Here is a 17,975-nt window from a genome sequence, read left to right as displayed (position 1 = left end):
ACATCGATAAAGATGGGCATTCCTATTTTATAACACAGATGACTGCCGTTTGCTTTGATGTAGTCCGCAATGAAGACAAGGCAGGCCACCTCCAGTCATTGCCGAAGGCGCATTTTCTCAGAACTGCGTATGCAACCGTGCACCCAGTACCGACACCGGTCCACGATCGCGGTTGTATGCAGGATTGACAATGAGCTGATAGTCCAGCGTGACCTGGCAGAACGATAGTGGGAACGCATAGTAGGCTTCGATGATCTGTTCGGGGCCGGGATGTGGCAGCTTTCCATCGCCGACGAGAATGCCGAGCCCGCCGGTGTTGAGAAAGGCTTCGTGCTGGGCCGAAATGCCGTTGATAACCCCGGCAAATCCGAAGGTGTCATCCGGCCGGCCCCATTTCGTGCCCTTGAGCGCAAGCCCGCCTGCCAAGGTGCGGTCGATGTCGGTGAACTCGTAAGGCTCGACATCTCCGTTTGCGAGGCCTGCGCGGAGGAATGCACCCAGGTCCGGCGTGATCTCCTGCTCGACATTCATGCTTACGCCGCCGCGGCCTCGATACTGCCGGACCGCGGTGATATCGGCCGGACCTCCAGTGATCTGCGCCAATGCTATGGCGTCCTGGTAGCTGCCCATGCGTCCGCGGCTCAGAAATCCGGTGACCGCGACCTTGCCGGGATGCCCCCATAGTTCATACCGTCGCTCGATTTCGCCGACCCACTGAAACTGCTCAAAGTTCGGATCGAGCTCGGTGCTGTTGGGGACGATCGAAAGGTCGAACACGCCGCCGCGCAGCGTCCAGTCTCCCGCATACCACTCCGCTGCGGCGCCGAGCGTGTAGCCCCAGGCATCGGCGGCATAGTCGAACGTGCCGGTATCGACCACCGCCCAGTTCAGGAAATCACTGCGCGGATCGTGCGCATATTTGTTGGTGTCGAAAACATCGGCGACGCTGAATTTTCCAACCGTTATCACAAGGCGATCGGCAGTCTGGCTTCCGGCAAACTGATTAAGGCCCGCGGCCACTTTTTGCGTCTCGCCGCCGAGATCGATGGTTTGTCGGATGAAAGCACGCTGCAGCCGCGTGTAAGGGTAGTCGGCCCCCAGTTTGTAGGCCTCGCCGCTGGTGAAGCCGGCAACGCCCAGCGTGCCGCTGAGGCCGAATCCCTGGTCGATCTCCGGATTGATCCACAGCTCTGCGCCCTTCCACAGTCGCAGGCCAAGAAAAGCGGTTGCGTCCCACGTCTCGCGTGCCTGATTGGGGACGAGGCTGTTGGCGCCGGCATATGGCGCCCGGAAGGGCGGCGCGTATTGCGATGTGAACGTGGTCTGGCCGTGGACGTTCCAGATGTCTTCCTTCGGACCGATCGCCACGGTCTCGTTCTTGTCCCCCGCGGTCCCAACATCGAAGAAGTGGTAGTTCAGTCCGAACCGCAACTGTTGCAACATCAGGTCGGAAGCGAATGATTGCGGCGTTGCCTGAAAGACCCTGCCGTCCTTTCCGAAACCGCTGACCAGATATTCGGCCTTGGCGGTCCAGTGCGGCGCCACCGGCAGTTCGGCCCCGACGCCTGCCGTCCAGCCCATTCGCCATAGCAGCGCCGTCTCATCGCTGCCAGGATCGAGCGTTCCGCCGGCAAGCTGTGTGCGTGTGAGCTTGTCGTAGCTCCAGGCGAAGCCGCCGGTCGCGTAGAGGAGCCAAGGGTCGAAGGCATAGCCGATGCGCCCGCGCACGGTTCCTGAATGGAGGACCATATCGGTGAAATTCGCCGTTCCTGCGAACGTCGATGTTGCGGTCGAGGAGCCGGCGAACGTGTTTGGGAACGAGGCGTCGGCCTCAATGCCCAGCAGGAATCGAGACGGCAACATGAAGTTGTAGCCGCCCTGAAGTCCGGCAAGGAAGCTGCCCTTGCCTTTGAACAGGTCGAAGCCGTTGAAGAGGTCGAGCGTGCTGCTTGTTCCCGCTCCGACGGGATCGGCAGCGGCCCAGGACGAAGATCCCCCGCCATAGCCGACGTGTCCGCCGACATAAAATCCGGTCCAATCAAGCTGGTTCGCAACAGTTGGCGGCGCCTTTGCCGCCAATTGACTGCCTGGATCATCAGCTCTGGCCGAAGTGCCGACGACGGCCGGCAGAATTGCGAGTCCCAGCCGAAGCGTCGCCGCTTGCGCTGTTCCAATCCTTCGGAAGACGACGGTGTGAGGTTGCTCAGCTCTGATTTGCGATTGCGTCTTATTCGCAACTCTACGCGATAATTTTGCCGGAAGATTCATCCACCCGCCCCAACAATAACCCTAAGCAGTCTTGAGCCGCCGACCTTTGCCTGCCGATCACTGGCGTCCTGTGATCAGCCGCTCGACAACAAACCAGGCCTTCTTTGATCCGGGAAAAACGATACGCTTGAGCACACTCGCCTGTTCACGCCGGCGCAACGTGTAGGTCACTGGCGCCCTTGAGATCTGATATCGCCCTTCTGCGACGTCGGAATAGAGCGCGTCTGCAGTGACCCAATGCCCGCTATACCGATCCAACAACTCCACGAGAGCGATACGCTGGCGAGTTGGCCGCAGTTCAGCCTCACGGAGCCTGCGCCGGATGTAAGCACCGGGGAACGTCGTTCGCCGCTCTCTGCGGTGAGCAAGCGGAGTCGTGTCGAACGGCTCGCTCACAGCAACGATCAATTTGCGATTATGAACATGCATCGTTCATCACCAACCACAGCGTTTCGCGACGATCCTGCTAACCCGCTCAGGCGCCACCAGGTAACCCCGGAATCGATAGGCCGAGGGTTTGCACGATCAGGAAGATATTGAGTAGCAGCACCACGACCATCCCTGCCGCGGCCGCGACAAGGGTCAATCGGCTGTTCACGAACTGACCCATGATGACGCGCCGGCTGGTGAAGATCAGCAGCGAAATCATCGGTAGCGGCAGCGCGATTGAGAGCACGACCTGGCTGATAACGAGCGCATTGGTTGCGTTCGCGCCCATGGCGACCACGACAAAGGCAGGCACCATCGTAACGAGCCGGCGAACCAGGACCGGGATTCTCCAGCGGATGAAACCCTGCATGATCATCTGGCCAGCCATGGTGCCGACAGTCGAACTGGAAATGCCGGAGGCGATGAGCGAGACCAGAAATACGCCTGCGGCGCCGGCTCCGAGCAGCGGCGTCAGCGTGTGATAGGCCGTTTCGATTTCCGCCACGTCCGGGTGACCTGCGTGGAATGCGCTCGAAGCCATCATGACCATGGCCATGTTGACGAGCCCCGCCACCGTAAGCGCAATCACGACCTCCTGGTTGGAGAAGCGCAGAACCTTGCGCCGCTCGTTGTCGTTACGCACGGGCATCCGCGCCTGCGTCAGGCCCGAATGCAGATAGACCGCATGCGGCATGACGGTGGCGCCGATGATGCCGACTGACAGCATGAGCGCCTCGGCATCCGGGATTTGCGGCAGGACGGTATGGACGGCAGCGGACGCCCAGTCGACGGGCGCGATGAACAGCTCGACCACGTAGCAGAACGCGATGATGCTCACCATGCTGCCGATGATCAGTTCGATCGGGCGGAAGCCGAAGCCTTCGACCATCAGCACGCCGTAGGTGATCGTCGCGGTCACGGCCATTCCGGCAAATAGCGGCAGGTGAAACAGCAGCGAGAGACCGATGGCTCCGCCGAGAAATTCGGCGAGATCCGTCGCCATGGCCGCAATCTCGCTCACCACCCACATCGCCCATACGACCGGCTGGGGAAAATGCTCCCGGCACATCTCCGCGAGATTGCGACCGGTCACGATGCCGAGCTTGGCCGAGAGCGCCTGGAACAGCATGGCAATCATGTTGGCCGCCAGCACGACCCAGAGCAGCGTGTAGCCGTATTTCGCGCCCGCCTGGATGTTGGTCGCGAAGTTGCCCGGGTCCATGTAGGCGATCGAGGCGATCACCGCAGGACCGACAAACGCCAGATAGCCGCGCAGGCCCCCGCGCTGGCCCGCGAGCACTTGACGGGCCGAGGAGATAGTCCTGTCAGAGAGCGACTCTCGGCGCGCGACGATTTCGGTCATTCACAGGTTCCGGGTAGAGACACCAAAGTGTAGCCTTGGGAACAAGGTAGGGATCGCTGATTAATTGTCAATGCTATACAATGTAGCACATGCTACACTTTGACACGAAAATCGAAATATGATCTCTGGGCTCCGCGATTCCAACGACTTAGGATGTCGGACATGCAGCCGCCAACGCAGGGGAAGTCACGGCGGAACGGCGGCGTCACAGCCGAGCTGCCTACCGAACTCACTCAAGCACGCCGCTTCGGCAAGACGCGCTCGGCCCAATCGACCGCCCTGTTCGAAGACTACGTCGAGCTGATCGCGGATCTTTTGGCCGGCACAGGCGAGGCGCGTGCAACGGATATCGCACGCCGCCTGGGCGTGTCGCATGCAACCTCCATCAAAACGATCTCTCGCCTGAAAAAGGCCGGACTGGCGACGTCGCGGCCCTATCGTGGGGTATTCCTAACTGAAAAGGGCCACGCGTTGGCCGAGCGGGTCCATCTTCGTCACAGGCTCGTTGTCGACTTCCTTCGCGCGGTGGGAGTTCCCGCCGAAGCGGCCGAAGCCGATGCAGAGGGCATCGAACACCACGTTTCGGAAGTCACACTGAAAGCATTTGCCCAGTTCATCAAGTCGCATGGGAGCGGTCAGTAGTGCTTCAAAAGGTGCTTTGCTGGAAAATAGACGCCACTCCGGGCGTTCTCTCGCGGAGCGACGAGCCTTGGCCGCGGAGAGATTGAGAGTATCGGCCGCGCAATCAATCACGCCTCGTTCGCGCAAGTGGATTGTTCGGTCCGGGAATTACGGGCGTGACCTGCCTCGGCGACGGGTCATACATTGTCCACTTCTGGATACGCCCGTGTTCTGCGGGCGTCACCCGCGCGCACGGCCGCGAAAGGTGTCCTCCGCGCTTCAGGCGTACGCCGCGAGGGCGAGCAGCAGTGCAGAATCTGGTTCTGTCCGAATGCTGCCAGCAATCGTCTACGAGTTCTTCGCCGCGGCTGATCTCGCCCGCTGCATTTGCCGGAGTGCATAAAAGAGCCGTCACGCCCAGTAGTGACGCAGCCGCCTTTATGCGTAGCTGTGCTTGTTTGATTGTTGACCATGAATCTCTCCTGCTTGCGACATCGCGCGGGCGAGGACTCTTGTGGTCTCGGTCTTATTCCCGCGTGAAGGGACCAAATCACGGATCTTCTCGGAATAATTTGCTGGGTCAGGTGTTCGACCGGATGTAAATCCCCTGGCGGAGAGGAATGATCCAATGATCAAGAGCGCGGGAGTTCTGCTGGTCAGCACAGTTCTCATGGTTTCGACGGCCTTTGCGCAGATGGCGCCGGCCAGAACAGGCGACACCCCAAAGGGCAAGGCGCTGGTCGATCCCAAGGGCATGACTCTTTATGTTTTCGACAAGGACAAGAGCACGCCTGGTAAATCGGTGTGCAACGGACCGTGCGCCGAAAATTGGCCGGCTCTGCTTGCGTCCGATACCGACAAGCCTTCGGGCGATTGGACGATCGTCGTGCGCGACGATGGAAAGAAGATGTGGGCCTACAAGGGAAGGCCTTTGTACACATGGAAGAACGACAAAGCGCCCGGCGATACCGATGGTGACGGAAAACTCAACGGCGCTTGGCATATTGCGGCGCCCTGAGCTGAGAGCGCCCCCTATGCGTCTCACGACCGCCGTGAAACGCTGGGGTAGGGAAGCGATGCAATGTGCGAAGGCCTGGCGGATGGTACCGGTGAATGCGACGTGAATATCGCTATACGGGCTAAGGGGCGGCAGCAGTCTTGCGAGAGAGGCTGTGGCAGCGATGGGCGAGCCCGAATTTAGGTTCGATTTCTTAATTCGACCGACTGTGAAACCGGCCGGGCTTGGTTGTGCGAGTGCTCGCGCACGCATATAGTTGGACTTGGGACGATCCGAACGAGGAGCGAGACCATGTCGCATCGAGCCGCCTTGGCCCTTCTGGTGGTAACAGTCGTTATCTCAGTGGGCACAACGAATGCTTGGGCGCGAGGCGGCGGAGGCGGAGATTATCCCGCATTTGGGAACTATCCCGCATTCGGCTATCCCTATGCGTACAGCTTCAATTCGGAACGCGACTGTCATCTCGCCCAGCGACGTGTGCTGACACGCCATGGATGGCGTCTTTGCCCGGTTCGGATCTGCGGTTAGGTGTTTACCACGTGATGGTGGAGAGCACCGGTCCTGTTGGCGGTTAATTCGATTCCGGCGCAACTATCTGAGCCGATCGCGGCAGATCGTCTTGTCTCGAACGCAATCAGTGATCCCCTTTGCGCAGCTTTGAAAATGGCTAATACTTTGAAAGTGGCTAATACAAAGGCTCGGAGCAAAATGGCCAGAGAGCGGGGATACATTGCTCCCGCTTTGGTGCGCTCCGCAAATCTCGTCGTCATAAAGGTCGGCCTGACATTGACAGCCGCCTTCGTGGCACTCGCGATCGGCATGACTTTCTACTATCGCACGATCATGTCCTGGCTCTTTTTCTGAAAGCGAGCCATCTCGAGCCTCTTCGAGCAGGTGGCGTCGCATGGCGCGTGCTCAAATCGAGACGAATGGCCCCAACGAAGATTCCACCAGCGGCAGGGCGTTCCATGGCGGCGGCCGGTCGGTGGCCGTTGTCGGTCGGGGCGCCTGAATCGACCGCCCAGCCGCCGCCAACCTTAGATTGACAGCGCTTAAGGCCGATCACGACGACCGGCGGCGAGCGACTCCAAAGCCACACTCGACCGCCTCGTCACTTGGGGGCCTCATGGTCGCCTCGACTTTGAATTTCCATGGTGATATTGGGTCATTTAGGGGACGCTAATGCGGCGACATTTGCGCAAATATTTCCCGGTCATCCTGACCGTGCTGATGGTCCAGATTTTGGCGCCGGTGGCAGCCTGCTGGGCCGCCTTCGTTGCTGCTTCAGACCCGCTCGGCGCCGCCGAAATCTGTCATAGCAGTCCGGCTTCCGTCCCAGGGAATTCCGATCAGGGCGGTGATACCGCTCATGACGGCGCCTGTATCGTTTGCTGCGTGCTGCATGCGAGCGCGTCCGTTGACCCGCCGCTGGTCGGAACGTTAGCTAGCCCGTTTCGTGAGATTGAACGAGTGGTTTGGGGCCACCGTGCGCTCCAATTCTTCGCCGGGCGTACCGGTTCGAACTCTCAAGCCCGCGCTCCTCCGCTGTCGATCTGACGCGTCTTCCTCTCCCACATCGTCAGTTCGCCACACTCTGGATTTGAGTCATCCGGACTCGATCCGCATTTCGCGGAGCATGCGCCATGCGCAAAAAATATAGATCGCATCTGATCGAGAAAATAATAGCCATCTGCAACCGACCAGCTTCTCCACCCCGCATGGCACCAATGCTGTGGGCCGGTTGCGTTGGGGCTGTCTCGACCCTGTCGGCCTGCATCACGACGCCCTCATTCGCCGCGGACATGGCCATGAAGGCTCCGCGGCCGGCCGCCTATCAATGGTCTGGTTGTTATGTCGGCGCCAATGTCGGTGGCGGCGCTAGCGGCTCGAATTTTGATACGGCCGTCGATCCGGGAACGCACCTCCTTGATCCCGATCCTGCCGTCGTTGCCACGAGCGGCAGCGGCTCGCATGGCGGTGATGGACTCATTGCCGGCGGCCAGGTCGGCTGCAACTGGCAATCGGGCCTGTTCGTTGCGGGGTTGGAAGGCGACTTCGACTATTTTCACAGCAACCCCTGGTTCTCCAACAACACCAACACGCTGAGCGACGGCGTTACCCCCTTCACGATCACGCAATCTATAACGACCGACTATCTCGCGACCATCCGCCCGCGGATCGGCATCGCAGCTGATCGGAATCTTGCTTACCTGACCGGCGGCGTCGCCTTCACACGCGTCAGCTACCTTGAAAGCTATATTGACGGCGCCGCGCCCGCCGGCATCGGAACCGCGGCCGCCTCGAAATCGCTGGTCGGCTGGGTCGCCGGCGCAGGCTGGGAGAACGCCATCACTGACCACTGGATCTTCCGCGCCGAATATCTCTACGCGGGCTTCTCCAAGGTCAACGCGGTGGGGGCCATCACCGACGCGGGCGGTGGCGTCAATACGCTACATGGATCCAGCGATTTGACCGTGCAGATCATTCGTGCCGGCGTGAACTACAAGTTCTGATCGCGGGCGCGCCATGCGCTGGCCCGCGCGACACACCCATTCATCGCCGGACTGGGACCGAGAATCCGTCCAGCAGCATCAAACCATTCGATCAATCGGTGAAACCATGTCTTCCATTCGCAACATAACGGAATCACGCAAGGTCGGCGTCCTCATGCGCCCGATCCTTGCCGCGTCGGCGACATCGCTGACAACGCTGTTTCTCGCCTTCGGGTCGCTCGTCGGAGGCACCACGACCGAAGCGAATGCCTGCGCCTGCGGGTGCAGCGTATTCGACGTCAGCGGCTTGGACATGATGCCTCAGGAGCAGGAAAGTGGCGGCCGAATCTTCTTCGAGTATTGGAGTCAGGATCAGACGCAGAACTATGTCGGAAGCTCGAAGGCGCCGGCGGCCCTCAACGGCGACAAGGAGATCAAGACCCAGTGGTACAATGTCGGCCTGAGCTACAATTTCAATCGCGACTGGGGCATCATGATCCGAGTGCCGATAACGGCGGACCGCTCCCTGACTACCGAGACCGACTACCTGTACCAGGGCCAGATCCAGACCTTCAATGCCAAGAGCTTCGGCGACCTCGAAATCATGGGTGTCTACACCGGTTTCTTTCCGGATATGTCGACGGGCCTGATCTTCGGTCTCAAGCTGCCGACGGGTACATATACTGCGCTTGGGATGGATCGCGACAACCAGATCGGAACGGGAAGCACCGATCTGATCCTGGGGGCCTTCCACCGCGGCCTGCTCAGCGGCGACAATGCCTGGCAGTATTTCTCGCAGTTCGTGTGGCGCCAGCCGTTCGCGTACAAGTCGGCCGTTGACGCGCAGGGCTTCTTCGATGGCAGCCTCGGCGTCGTACAGACTTATCATCCGGGCATGCAGATCGATGGCGCTGTCGGCATCGTCTACAACAATTGGTACAATGTGCTCGGCTTCGACAAGATCACGCCGCTTGCCCAGGTAATCGTTTCCCATCGGGATAGCGACAGCGGCACTGGTGCCGACCCCTTAAATTCAGGCTTCGACCGCGTGATGGTGTCGCCGGGCATCGAGTTCACCAAGGTGATCGATGAGGCGAATAAGTACGTGCTCAAGACCTACGTAGACGTGGAAATTCCCGTCTATTACCGCGCAACGGCCGCAAGCAATGGCGGACAAGAAGGGCAACTTGTCGCGCCGTATCTGCTGAAAATGACGTCAAGCTTCAACTTCTGATTATCCCAGCGCGCGGCTGCGGCTGGCTTGGACCGGTTCGGTCAGCGTGATGATGATGAACGAATGGAGATAGGAACATGAAAAACGTTTTGATCGCGACGCTCGGCTTGATGGCCTTTGCTTCTGCGCCTGTGCGCGCAGCCGACCTGCCTGCGAAGGTTTATTCAAAGGCCCCGCCAGCGCCCGCGGCTATCTACGACTGGAGCGGCGTCTTCGTCGGGTTCAACGCCGGTGGCGGCTCGAACAACAACTGCTGGACCAACTCGTTTGCTGGAGGCGCGCCAACGGTCCCGAGCGTAGGCGAAGGTTGCGTCGATACGACGGGTGCCTTGCTCGGCGGGCAGATCGGCTACCGCTGGCAGGTGTCGAACTGGGTGCTTGGCGTAGAGGCGCAGGGTGACTGGGCCAATCTGGACGGATCGAACGCCAGCGTCTTTTTGGCCGCGCCGCAGGTGACGAACCAGAGCAAGATAAATGCCATAGGTCTCTTCACCGGACAGGTCGGCTATGCCTTCAACAACGTTCTCTGGTTCGTGAGGGGCGGCGCCGCAGTGACCAGCAATAAGTATAAGGGTCTCGACACCGCATCAGGTACCGTACTGGATCAGGCCAGCGAAACCCGCTGGGGTGGGACGGTCGGGACAGGCCTCGAAATCGGATTCGCGCCAAATTGGTCCGTGGGCGCCGAGTTCAACTACCTGTTCATGGGTACCAAGACCGTCAATCTCAATGCAGTTCCCGCCGGCGGCCTGTCGCGAACCGATAGTATCCAGGGGAACGTTTTGACAGGCCTGTTGCGCGTGAACTACCGCTTCGGGGGCCCTGTGGTCGCGAGGTATTGATTGATTGATTCGTCTGCTCTCAAAGGTCGATGCTTGGAGGCTGGCGCCGCTATGACGACCTGGCTTTCGGGCTTGTGATGCGAGGACAAGGAAATGATCGTTGGCCGTAAGACGCAGCTCGGGTTTCACACGATGAACCCGAGCTGGGGCCAGTTGCTATTTGCTGCCTGTCTACTGCTGGTGTCAGCAGGTTTTGCTACCGCTGGCGCTGCGCCGTCGATCAACGACGCGGCGCCGGCGCTCGTTCTGACCGAATTGGGAGGGGAGACTTTCGATCTTTCGAAATTGCACGGCAAAGTCGTGCTGGTGAACTACTGGGCGACGTGGTGCGCACCCTGCAAGAGGGAGATGCCGGTGCTCAACGCCTTCTATCGGCGCTATCACGAGCAGGGCCTGGAGGTCATCGGGATCAGCGCCGATCATCCCGAGGATTTTGCCAAAATGCGAAAGATGAGCACCACGCTCGCTTATCCGACGTCGACGCTGGACAAGATTTCGCAGAACGGTTTCGGCGCACCCGAGGGGTTTCCTCTGACCTATGTGATCGATCGCGACGGGGTCGTGCGAGACAAGTTTATCGATGTTCGCGAACAGTTGCTGCACGATGTCGTGCTGCCGTTATTGCAGCATTGACGGCAGATCGGTGCAGGCAAGGAGTTCTGGGTGAAACGCGTCGCTGGGACAATATCGCTGCTCTGGCTATGGTTGGGTTGCTCGGCGGCCACCAGCCAGGCGGTACAGTCTGGCGCTTTCGTCGCCGATCCCGAGAGTGGTTGCAAGGTCTGGAATCCTCATCCGGAAGCCGGGGAGACGGTGCATTGGTTTGGGAGTTGCGTTGACGGGCTTGCTCAGGGCAAAGGCAAGCTTGAATGGTCGCGGAACGGTGTGCCGTCTGAGAGGGATGAAGGCGAATGGACCTTGGGTCGCCAGACAGGGCAGGGTATCCAACAGTGGTCAGGTGGCCGTTACGACGGTGAACTGCTCAATGGTGAGCCGAATGGCCACGGCGCGATGACGCTGCAGAGCTCTCGCTATGAGGGTGAGTTCCGTAACGGGAAGCCGAATGGCGACGGAGCCGTCACCAATTATCAGGGGGTGTTCAAGGGGAAATGGCAGGACGGATGCCTAACGGACGGGAAACGGAAGATGGCGTTCGCCGTATCGTCTTCGACCTGTCGATAGAGCCGCCGGCTCACGAGAGAGAACCGATAGGAGCTTTTCGATGAAGAGACTGACAGCAACAGCAATCGTGGCCCTTGCATCACTGTCCAGCGCGATGGCGGCCCCCCCGGCCTCGCCGCAGGATGGAAAGGGGAAGGTGTGCCGCATGGAGCAGCAGTGCCATTGGGAGAACTTCAAGAAGATATGCGTCTACGTCAAAGTGTGTCGTTGATCAGTCGCGATCGGAAACATGCAGTCGATTTTTATGAACAGAGAGGTCAATACCATGAAAAAGCTGAAGCAGATTGGTTTCGCACTGGCTTGCCCTCGCTGTCGCCCGGCGGCTATCACATGATGCTCATGGATCTGAAGACCCCGCTCAAGCAGGGTGACAAGCTGCCGATCACGCTCGAGTTCGAAAAAGTCGGCAAGGTCACAGTCTCGTTCGACGTCGAGAGCGCCGGCGCCCAAGGTCCGGGCGGTGCGTCCGGCGAAAAGATGGACATGAAGAAGATGTAGCGCGATCGCCGGGTCATCTGGGGGGCGTGAACTCCCCAAATGCCAGATACTCAACGAGCGCGCTCCTTGAGAAAGGCGATCAGATCCGCGCGATCCTGCGGATCCTTGACCTCATAGAACATTTTCGTCCCAGGGATAAAATCCTGCGGGTTGGTTAGCCACTTGTCGAGATTCTCTTCGGTCCAGACGATTTTTGCGTTCGCAAATCTCCGTCTGGATGCCGAGCTCGATCAAACGGTTTGGTGGGATTCGGAAGAGGTCGGTAGCGGCGAGCGCGTTGCGGTGCGTCAGTTCGAAGATCCGGGAACGGAGACGGCCGAGCGCCGAATCCTTTGCTGGCACGAGTTTGACGCGGCTGGCGAAGAAGGACATGTCCATCAACCACGAGCGACAGCATCCCAAGCGCTGCGTCGGCAAGAATGCCGGAGTCGAAAAGCAAGCGAAGGTCTGGGAGCAGTAGTGATATGGGCTAGTGGCCGATCTCGATTATCAGGCCAACTGCCAAGAGCAGCGAGACGCAGAACAGCGGTGAATATGGACTGTTGCCGATCGCAGGCCAGTCCCGGAGGTATTCCAGCCAAAGCCGAGTCCGGCGCCAGGCGTTATGAGGTTCCGGATCAACAGATAATGCACTCATGGGAAAGTCCGAAATTGTTATCGGCGGAATGTGCTCTCGACGGCATTCGAATTCCAGGCGGAGAGCAGGTTTGCGTTATAAAGACCGCATAAAGGCGCGCCCGCCGAACACCACTGGCTTTTATACCTTCCTTATGCGGGGCGATAGCGAGCCATCTCGCATTCCTATGGCGTTCTCAGCACATCATCACCATTGGGTTCGTGAGGAGGCCACCGCGGCCGCCACTATGATGAACATCGCCTATCAGAACGAACGGCTCCTGAAGCAGCAGTTCAGACGTCTTCCTTTCGCTTGCCGGGAAGTGCTTGACGCGTTTGTCAGCGGCCGGATGCAGAACGCAGTCTCCGCAGCCAAGCACATTCGCCCGCACGGAAGCCGCCCGCCATCCGATCAAGCTAAAACGCCTGCGGTAAAATTTGGACCGTTAGATCCGAACGTTGTCAGCGAGTCCATCCCTGCATTCTTCATCGGCCGCAACACGGATGGATTATGGGTGGCGCGGGAAGCGAACGGCGGGGTCGGTGGCCTATTTATGCTCAAGAGTTCTGCAGTTGCGTTCGCGCACGATCAAGGTGGAACGGCAGGCTGTGCGATGATCTTTCCGTCAGAACGGATCGAGCTAGACCTGGAAAATGCGGGCAATCAGCTTGCCCGCTATCTTGCGCAGCTTCTGAGGTTGGGAAGTCTCTGCTGGATGATCCGACGTGGAAGCTAGTGCTCGCCAGATGATATCCTATGAGTGCCTGCGCATCTTCGTCGCAATCGCACACGGGCGAGGGGGGCTGAGGTGATTCATTACACCTCTGTCGACGACAAATACCGCGGATCGTCTTGCGGCGACGAACGTGAACTGCACCTGCCGCGCTACCGATTCGGCCGAGGCTGCGGGAAACATGGGCGCGGCCGTTCCGCGCTAAGCAGCGCGAATAGCTACTTGAAGAACCTGATCCAATCGATTGCCGAGGCTAAGCTGCGCCGGATGCGACACGAGCTTGAGCTTCGCGGAATTGAATTCGACGGCTCGAATGAAGAATGGATCCCCAGTTCTCTGCGCAAAGGGAAATAGGTCGGAGCGACGCATGGCGGCACTCTCACGCTCGGCCGGTCGTACGAGTGCGCGCTTGCGCAGCTTCGCTACCGCACTGCTGCGATTTCTGTTTCCTTCTTGGTATGAAGAGGACAAATATCGGCCGGAGCACCATTACATGCGTGGCCCTGGACCAAAATGGCGCGCTAAGCATCTCTCCGATAGCGCCTCGTCTCGCAAGAACTGACATTGCACTGCGATTGCGCTGGACTGGCTAGGCGCGCTGGCGCGACGGCAGTCCCCGCGTCCGCCATAACGCACTATAAGCCTTTGAGCGCCGCTTGTCGGAAGCTTGCTCCGGATGCTCGAGATTCAAAACAGCCGCAACGGCGCGCTTCAGCTCAGGTTCGTCGATTCGTGCGAGGTATTGCCGTAGCAGTGTCTCAGCGCCGATTTCTTTCGGGTGAAGAATAGCCTCGCATAACCGCGTGCTGGTCCGCCGGAAGAAATCGAAATCCGCCCGTTCATTCTCTCGTTGGCCGAGCCGGTCGATTTCATTGGCGATCGCGAGCATGCCGAGCCGATCGGCATTGTCCCGCGTCAGGGCGAAGCGCAGGATTGCCAAGTGCCAGGACCGCAGACTCCTGGCTTGCCACTCGATTGGATCTTGCTGATCCATCGTACGCTGCCTCACGAGACCACCACAAGAGATATCAGGCTCGGGCGGCCCCGGCCACATCGTCATCGACCCCGGCAATTGCCCTCGCGAGCGCAGCTTTGGCGGGGCCATCCAGGGGCACGATCGGCAGGCGCGTGCCTGGAACGATCAAGCCGAGCAAGCTCAACGCATATTTTACGGCAGCGGGGTTCCCGTCCAAAAGGCAGGACTCCAGATAAGCGAGCTGCTTCTGAAGGTGTCGCGCGATCTGCGGTCGCCCCAGCCTCACGTTGGCAAAGATGGCCTGGCACAGGTCCGGCGTCACATTCGATATCGTCGAAATGCAAGCATCGCCGCCTTGGGCAAGATAGGTCAACGCTGTTGCATCGTTCCCGGATATCAGCCGAAAACTCTTTGGCAGAGCGGAGCGCAACCGCAGGAGACGGGCAACATCGCCTGTCCCGTCCCTCAGTCCGATAAATTGCGGGGCTTCGGCCAGCCGGATCGGCGTGTCGTCGGCCAACTCTCGGGCGCTCCGCGCGGGAATGTCGTGCAGGATGATTGGCAATTCAGTCGAGGCGGCGATCGCCCGAAAATGCGCATAGAGGCCATTCTGCATCGGCTTATTATAGTAGGGCACGACCGAAAGAACTGCATCGGCTCCGGCCGCTTCGGCGCGCCGTGTCAATTCAATGGCGCGACTGGTGCAGTTTGAACCCGCGCCCGCAATGATCCGCGCGCGCCCACTTGCGACCTCGACAGCGACACGGATGATCATGTCGCGCTCTGCCGTCGATAGCGTCGAAGCCTCGCCGGCAGTCTCGCAAATCACCAGGGCCGAGGCGCCCGCGGCGATCTGTCGTTGGCAAAGCCGCGCCAAGGCTCGCAAATCGACCCGGTCTGCATCATCAAACGGAGTGGGCAGATCGGGTATGTAACCCGTCAGCCACGTGGTTGAAGTTTCCGGTGAGATCACGCCGCAAGCTCCAGCTGCGAGAAGCCTCGGCGGTCCGCGGCCAACACAAGCCCACGACGGCACCTCACGCCTGCTTCGATCCGAAAGCCCATTTGCTGCAGCTTGTGGCGTATGTTCATGGCGAGTTCACCATCCCGGGATTCGATCAGAACGGCAACATTGGAATTCGTGCTGAGAAAAGGAGAGGCTTGGACAAGCGCTGCCACCGCATTCTGACCCGTGACCAGACCGACCGCGTGCTGCCTTTTTGGTGCGCGACATGTCACAGGTGTGGCGACCCGACTGTATCCGCGTCGCCGGAGCACGAGATACAGCTCCATGCTTTCGCTACCCGTGATGATGATGCCACCCAGAGTGGACGGGTGGGTGAGCGCGATCATGGTATCGACAGTCTGCTCCTGGTCCAATGCGAAACATGGGTCGATCATCGCAGTCTCCTGAATTTGCACCGGCGCTTCAGGTTCAGGCGTCAAGCTCGATTTCAGATGATAGTTCGATGATGGTTTCGGGATGGCGGCCGTTCTCGAACAGCGCGTATTTGACAGCCTCGGCGCGGTTGACGAACAGGCCACCAAACAAGCCGTTCTGTTCGCGGACAATCCAGCTGCCGCGGCGGTTCCTGCCGATGAGGACAACGTTGGCTACCGCAGAGCTACACGAGGGAGGTTCGACAGGCTTCACGTCCATAATCCTTGAAGTTTGATATCTACACCAGTCACCGACTTCGCCGTCCCGACCTGCTCTCAAGGACATGAGATCGTCGACTCGGAGAAAAGCTTCATGACGGCTCCAATATCTGCTCGGTCGAATATGAATTCGATTGCGAGGGCATGCCGATCTCATAAAGGCCGCATAACGTCTCGTGTCGCATGATGCCGGAGCAGCTGGGCTGCTGCTGGTGATGGGCCAGAACAAGGCATGGACCTTGCAGCTCCGGCGATTTACAGGACCGAAGCGGGGCGAGGCCTCTCGCCAGACCATGGCAAGGCCGCGCTCGGCATGGTCGACACCGATCGATTGATCTGCTGCGTGGTTCTCAAATCCGTCCTATGCGCGGCCGCAGCCATGCCATGATGACATCGTGCGGCGGTCGTCTGCTGCGCGGCAGACGGTGACGCTGCAGGGCGGCGTCCGCGAAAGCGTTCGCCTGCTCAACCGATCGGCGCTTCTCGCGGGTAAGCGATGTCCACTCACGAATGATCGCGCGACGCGGGTTGGACTTTGCCATTTCGATCTCCTTGAGAATGTGGCGGCGGGACTGTTCGCAATCGGACCGGGATCCCGCCGTCAGTTCCCATTTCCCCGGGCTATAGCCCGTTATGCCGCCCTCTTGAGCGGAGTGTCCTGTTGCGTCCGGGCAGAAAGTGCACACCCGCACTCATGCACAGTCGCCTGCTCAATGATGTAGCCGCGCTTCTCTAGGGAGGCGCGAAGGCTCTGATTGGCCGAAGGCTTCTGGGCATCGACCCAGACGACCAGGACGCCCCTTGGGCGAAGGAACTTGCCCAGCCAGTCCAGCGTCGTCTCCAGATCGGGAAGGCTCCGCCGTCGCCAATCGACCAGTGCGAAATCGTATTGAGCGGCGGGGCGACCGCAGTTGCCGGACGATGCCGCCCCGACGTAACCGCGCCGATGCAGCTCGATCATCATCTCGATGCTCTTTGATCCAGCAACGAGGATGCGATCCCGCGTGGAGCAGTTCGCAAGCGCAATCATCGGATCAATAATTCTGTCGCCAGTAGCGATCCTCGAGGTAGCCATAATATCACCCATGCTCGTTACCCCTCCATTCTTGAGATCCAGGCCGATTGCGCTCTGGAAGGGGTTCTGCGCATCGGAGCCGCGGAAACGTCCGCTGCTTTGGTGCGCCCGCGGAGTTCGATGGCTATCGTCGGCTGGAGAGTGTTTGGATCATGCGTGCAATATGCGTCGGCTCGCATATGAATTCGATTGAGGCACGAGGCCCATCGTATAGGCGCCGAATAAGGATGCGATGGCGTCAGATCGCAGACGCGTGCGCGAAGATGCTGACTAAGCAAAAGATGGCCGCGTAACCGACCATATCATCCCAATGATTGAGGGTTGATTCGAATGGCCGTTCTCGTCTGATGACAGCAACGGCCGAGCTGACGATCATTGCCATCCACGTCAGCGTGCCGAGGCTTCCGGCAAAGCCAATGCCACTGAATGCGGCAGCGCTCACCAGAATGGTTGTTGTCACACCAAACCGAATCAGCACCCGACCGGATCCGAGTTGCGGCAGAGGTTGCGGGTGTGCCAAGGTTCGACGCTCCGACGACGAATAGGACGGATTATGCGAAATCGTCGCAGCAAAGGGGGATATAGTCCGAGCTCAGCTTGCCGGAGGCCATGGGAACGCTAGTGCCGCTCGGTCCGGTAACCGTCGCAACTTCCGCAAATGCGGTCAGGATTGCCAGAGCGAGGTCCGGATGCCGAGCCTCGATCGATTGATCCAGCCAGTCGGGAAGCTCTCGCTGGCGGGATAGCGCGCAATGCCATTCGCCTGCGTCGTAGGCGATGCGGCGGACCTGCCAGAGGGGCAGCTCCAATTCGATCAGCGCCAGCGCGACGTCGGTCCAGGCTCGGGCCTGTGCCAACTGCTTGAGGCGGAGAACCTTCGCGCTGCGCCCCTGAAACGGAGTGCGCCGGCAGGTGATCTCGAGGAGTTCGGCCATTAGTTCGGGTGTCATATCATCGACAGCGCGGAGC

At 59.6% G+C, this 17,975-nt stretch carries 23 protein-coding genes and 1 pseudogene; 12 read left to right on the top strand and 12 right to left on the bottom strand.

Annotated features, from left to right (window positions below; translation table 11 throughout):
• Nucleotides 1-117 precede the first annotated feature (117 nt).
• The 3 genes from VFB05_RS13145 to VFB05_RS13135 form a co-directional block, all read right to left on the bottom strand.
• Complete coding sequence (locus VFB05_RS13145) at nucleotides 118-2,079, bottom strand: carbohydrate porin (protein ID WP_325012999.1); 1,962 nt, start codon at nucleotides 2,077-2,079, stop codon at nucleotides 118-120.
• Nucleotides 2,080-2,325: 246 nt separating this feature from the next.
• Entirely contained in the window at nucleotides 2,326-2,697 is a 372-nt protein-coding gene (locus VFB05_RS13140) for a transcriptional repressor (protein ID WP_325012997.1), read from the bottom strand.
• Nucleotides 2,698-2,743: 46 nt separating this feature from the next.
• Entirely contained in the window at nucleotides 2,744-4,060 is a 1,317-nt protein-coding gene (locus VFB05_RS13135; protein ID WP_325012995.1) for an Nramp family divalent metal transporter, read from the bottom strand.
• Nucleotides 4,061-4,222: 162 nt separating this feature from the next.
• Here VFB05_RS13135 and mntR point away from each other — a divergent pair, with 162 nt between their 5' ends.
• The 10 genes and pseudogenes from mntR to VFB05_RS13085 all read left to right on the top strand — a co-directional run.
• Entirely contained in the window at nucleotides 4,223-4,702 is a 480-nt protein-coding gene (gene mntR / locus VFB05_RS13130) for a manganese-binding transcriptional regulator MntR (protein ID WP_325012993.1), read from the top strand.
• A 607-nt stretch (nucleotides 4,703-5,309) separates the two neighbouring features.
• The gene (locus VFB05_RS13125; RefSeq protein ID WP_325012991.1) at nucleotides 5,310-5,699 is read left to right on the top strand and encodes a hypothetical protein; all 390 of its coding nucleotides are present in this window, start codon (nucleotides 5,310-5,312) and stop codon (nucleotides 5,697-5,699) included.
• A gap of 564 nt (nucleotides 5,700-6,263) precedes the next feature.
• The gene (locus VFB05_RS13120) at nucleotides 6,264-6,563 is read left to right on the top strand and encodes a hypothetical protein (protein ID WP_325012990.1); all 300 of its coding nucleotides are present in this window, start codon (nucleotides 6,264-6,266) and stop codon (nucleotides 6,561-6,563) included.
• A gap of 330 nt (nucleotides 6,564-6,893) precedes the next feature.
• A complete protein-coding gene (locus tag VFB05_RS13115) occupies nucleotides 6,894-7,256 on the top strand; it encodes a DUF2946 domain-containing protein (RefSeq protein ID WP_325012988.1) in 363 nt (120 codons plus the stop codon).
• A gap of 86 nt (nucleotides 7,257-7,342) precedes the next feature.
• Nucleotides 7,343-8,212, top strand: coding sequence for an outer membrane protein (locus tag VFB05_RS13110; RefSeq protein ID WP_325012986.1), 870 nt, complete (start codon nucleotides 7,343-7,345; stop codon nucleotides 8,210-8,212).
• Nucleotides 8,213-8,318: 106 nt separating this feature from the next.
• Complete coding sequence (locus VFB05_RS13105) at nucleotides 8,319-9,425, top strand: hypothetical protein (RefSeq protein WP_325012984.1); 1,107 nt, start codon at nucleotides 8,319-8,321, stop codon at nucleotides 9,423-9,425.
• Nucleotides 9,426-9,502: 77 nt separating this feature from the next.
• Entirely contained in the window at nucleotides 9,503-10,267 is a 765-nt protein-coding gene (locus VFB05_RS13100) for an outer membrane protein (protein WP_325012982.1), read from the top strand.
• A gap of 93 nt (nucleotides 10,268-10,360) precedes the next feature.
• On the top strand, nucleotides 10,361-10,900 hold the full coding sequence (locus tag VFB05_RS13095) for a TlpA disulfide reductase family protein (protein WP_325012979.1): 540 nt from the start codon (nucleotides 10,361-10,363) through the stop codon (nucleotides 10,898-10,900).
• Between the two features lie 30 nt (nucleotides 10,901-10,930).
• On the top strand, nucleotides 10,931-11,449 hold the full coding sequence (locus VFB05_RS13090) for a hypothetical protein (protein ID WP_325012977.1): 519 nt from the start codon (nucleotides 10,931-10,933) through the stop codon (nucleotides 11,447-11,449).
• 306 nt (nucleotides 11,450-11,755) lie between these two features.
• Nucleotides 11,756-11,947, top strand: a pseudogene (locus VFB05_RS13085) (copper chaperone PCu(A)C); the annotation flags it as partial.
• A 111-nt stretch (nucleotides 11,948-12,058) separates the two neighbouring features.
• On the opposite strand, the gene VFB05_RS13080 reads toward VFB05_RS13085, so the two are convergent.
• Complete coding sequence (locus VFB05_RS13080; protein WP_325012975.1) at nucleotides 12,059-12,319, bottom strand: KUP/HAK/KT family potassium transporter; 261 nt, start codon at nucleotides 12,317-12,319, stop codon at nucleotides 12,059-12,061.
• A 335-nt stretch (nucleotides 12,320-12,654) separates the two neighbouring features.
• Between VFB05_RS13080 and VFB05_RS13075 the strand changes: the two genes are divergently transcribed.
• A complete protein-coding gene (locus tag VFB05_RS13075; RefSeq protein ID WP_325012973.1) occupies nucleotides 12,655-13,299 on the top strand; it encodes a hypothetical protein in 645 nt (214 codons plus the stop codon).
• A 72-nt stretch (nucleotides 13,300-13,371) separates the two neighbouring features.
• A complete protein-coding gene (locus VFB05_RS13070; RefSeq protein ID WP_325012971.1) occupies nucleotides 13,372-13,650 on the top strand; it encodes a hypothetical protein in 279 nt (92 codons plus the stop codon).
• Nucleotides 13,651-13,885: 235 nt separating this feature from the next.
• Here VFB05_RS13070 and VFB05_RS13065 read toward each other — a convergent pair whose 3' ends face one another.
• The 8 genes from VFB05_RS13065 to VFB05_RS13030 form a co-directional block, all read right to left on the bottom strand.
• Entirely contained in the window at nucleotides 13,886-14,185 is a 300-nt protein-coding gene (locus tag VFB05_RS13065; RefSeq protein ID WP_325012969.1) for a hypothetical protein, read from the bottom strand.
• Between the two features lie 139 nt (nucleotides 14,186-14,324).
• Complete coding sequence (dapA, locus tag VFB05_RS13060) at nucleotides 14,325-15,245, bottom strand: 4-hydroxy-tetrahydrodipicolinate synthase (protein ID WP_325012967.1); 921 nt, start codon at nucleotides 15,243-15,245, stop codon at nucleotides 14,325-14,327.
• The gene (locus VFB05_RS13055) at nucleotides 15,242-15,718 is read right to left on the bottom strand and encodes a hypothetical protein (RefSeq protein ID WP_325012965.1); all 477 of its coding nucleotides are present in this window, start codon (nucleotides 15,716-15,718) and stop codon (nucleotides 15,242-15,244) included. The genes dapA and VFB05_RS13055 overlap by 4 nt, the downstream gene beginning before the upstream one ends.
• Complete coding sequence (locus tag VFB05_RS13050; protein ID WP_325012963.1) at nucleotides 15,708-15,926, bottom strand: hypothetical protein; 219 nt, start codon at nucleotides 15,924-15,926, stop codon at nucleotides 15,708-15,710. Before VFB05_RS13050 ends, VFB05_RS13055 begins: the two co-directional genes overlap by 11 nt.
• A gap of 355 nt (nucleotides 15,927-16,281) precedes the next feature.
• Nucleotides 16,282-16,473, bottom strand: a complete 192-nt coding sequence (locus VFB05_RS13045) for a hypothetical protein (RefSeq protein ID WP_325012961.1) — start codon at nucleotides 16,471-16,473, stop codon at nucleotides 16,282-16,284.
• An 89-nt stretch (nucleotides 16,474-16,562) separates the two neighbouring features.
• Entirely contained in the window at nucleotides 16,563-17,018 is a 456-nt protein-coding gene (locus VFB05_RS13040) for a hypothetical protein (protein WP_325012959.1), read from the bottom strand.
• Nucleotides 17,019-17,244: 226 nt separating this feature from the next.
• On the bottom strand, nucleotides 17,245-17,526 hold the full coding sequence (locus VFB05_RS13035; protein WP_325012957.1) for a hypothetical protein: 282 nt from the start codon (nucleotides 17,524-17,526) through the stop codon (nucleotides 17,245-17,247).
• 31 nt (nucleotides 17,527-17,557) lie between these two features.
• Nucleotides 17,558-17,941, bottom strand: a complete 384-nt coding sequence (locus VFB05_RS13030; protein ID WP_325012955.1) for a hypothetical protein — start codon at nucleotides 17,939-17,941, stop codon at nucleotides 17,558-17,560.
• Nucleotides 17,942-17,975: the final 34 nt, after the last annotated feature.

Source organism: Bradyrhizobium sp. (assembly GCF_035652035.1).
Classification (GTDB): Bacteria; Pseudomonadota; Alphaproteobacteria; order Rhizobiales; family Xanthobacteraceae; genus Bradyrhizobium.
This window is presented reverse-complemented; position numbering and strand designations above follow the sequence as displayed.